We start from the raw sequence: 2,096 nt of genomic DNA, 5'->3' as shown, positions 1-2,096 counted from the left end.
TGTAAGAGGCGGGGCATGCCCCGCCTCTTACACCACATCTCTGCGCGCTACCCTACCGCACATTTTGACACCAGCCAAACACCACTCACGGAGGTGTACTCCGCTATCGCCGAACCAAAATCAGAGTCGAGTCCCTTAAAAATCAAAATAACGTACCCTCATTTCAATGAACTCCGACAAGAACGGCATTTACATGAGCACCGTCACGCATCAATACGCCCTCATCGGGGGCACGCTATTCCAATTCAAGAAAACCGTCGCCCATGTATCGGAGCCGCACAGCCAAATCGTCATCTGCGGCAACGGTCCAGACATCCGTTACGCAACACTGGAAGAATGGGAGAAAGCTGGCGAATCTTTCGATAGACGGGCACAGGTCGAGGGAATCGTCACCAGTGCGAGCACAGCGCGCGACAAATTGGAACTCTTTCGCAATCTCTTTACTGGCCGCAAAGATGTTTACGCTCATGGGTACCGCAGAAAAGACGGGGGAATCGGCTATACACCAGCCTGCGCAAATGAGTGGAAGGCAGGCATTTGCCCCAAACTAAATCGTCAGAAAACCAAATGCGCGGAATGCGGCAACCGCATCTTCCCCGAGCTGAGCGATGCCACGATCATCGCCCATTTCAAAGGCAACGACGACAGGCTCCGAGACGTCATAGGTCAATACGTTCTCGATAGTGACAGCAACACAAAAGTCCTGGTCATCGACTTTGACGGATCCGATTGGAAAGAAGCGACAAACGCCATTCGGCTTGTCGCAAAAAACCATGGAATCGATGCTGCAGTCGAGCGATCGAGATCAGGTAACGGCGCACATGTCTGGTTTTTCTTCCTAGAGCTCACCAGCGCAAAGATCGCACGAGAATTTGGAAGCAGCCTTATCACCGAAGCGGCGGCGCTCAACAAGACAATCACCTTTGAAGCTTTTGACCGGATGCTGCCCGCGCAGTCCACCATTCCTGAGGGCGGCTTCGGAAATCTCATAGCACTGCCTTTTCAAGGAAAAGCGCAGCGAAAAGGGAACAGTGTATTTGTTGACGAGCAATTTGAGCCCTTTCCCGATCAATGGCTTTACCTTTCGCAAATTCAGCTGATTCCACATGCAACGGTGCAAAATCTGATCGAAAGCATCGACAATAAACCGCATGGAATATCAGCTGCAGTGGCGGGAAACACCGCCGCGCCACATTCTCAGAGGCCGCGAAAGCGGCTTCCGCTCGCGCCGCAGGACTTCCCGTCATCGCTACCCGTCACGCAAGCCGATATGCTCTACATAACCGAAAAATCTCTGAGCCCGGCCGCCCAGATGGAGGTTCGCAGGCTTGCAACATTTGCCAACCCGGAATTCTTCCGTGCCCAATCAATGCACCAATCGGTATTCGGCAAACCGCGGTACATAGACCTCAGCGAACTTAGAGATGGCTGCGTTGCGATTCCCAGAGGCTGTAAAGCACAACTCGAGCGGCTGCTTCAAGAAGCCGGCGCTTCTGCTCACTATTCAGACAAGCGCATGTCGGGCAATCCAATTGTGATGACATTTAAAGGGGCTCTTCGCCCTGAACAGCAAATTGCCGCCGAACAGATGCTCAACTGTGAAGACGGGATCATGTCCGCGCCGACGGGTTTCGGGAAAACCGTCATTGGAGCCTATCTTATTGCTGCCATCGGTCTTCCAACGCTTGTCATCGTTCCCAAGACTGCGCTCATTGCCCAATGGAAATCCCAGCTCGAACGGTTTATCGACATTACGGATAACAGAAAGCCAGTTCGAACCCCAAAAGGACGAATCAGTAAAAGGCGGCCTCCGCTCATTGGCCAAATCGGAGGAGGCAAAACCGCCATAAGCCATCTCATCGACATTGCTTCATTCCAGTCTTTGTCCAGCAAGGACCCCCAGACCGGAGAACCAATAGCCAAGGAGTTCGTTCGTGATTACGGCCTCATCATCTGTGATGAATGTCACCATGCAGCCGCACCACAGCTTGAGCTCGTCCTCAAGTCCGCTCCAGCCAAATATGTATACGGCCTTTCCGCGACCCTTGATTATCGACTTTATCCGAACACCTCCCACATTCATCCGTACATGTACG

1 protein-coding gene is annotated in these 2,096 nt (G+C 52.7%); it reads left to right on the top strand.

The features are described from left to right. Window positions 1–193: 193 nt before the first annotated feature. Window positions 194–2,096: DEAD/DEAH box helicase family protein (locus DW754_RS10730; RefSeq protein WP_158562945.1), on the top strand; the 1,903-nt coding region annotated here is incomplete at its 3' end.

This window comes from Collinsella sp. AM29-10AC (assembly GCF_003469085.1).
Classification (GTDB): domain Bacteria; phylum Actinomycetota; class Coriobacteriia; order Coriobacteriales; family Coriobacteriaceae; genus Collinsella.
The sequence above is the reverse complement of the archived record's forward strand: the minus strand, read 5'-3'. Positions and strand labels throughout refer to the sequence as shown.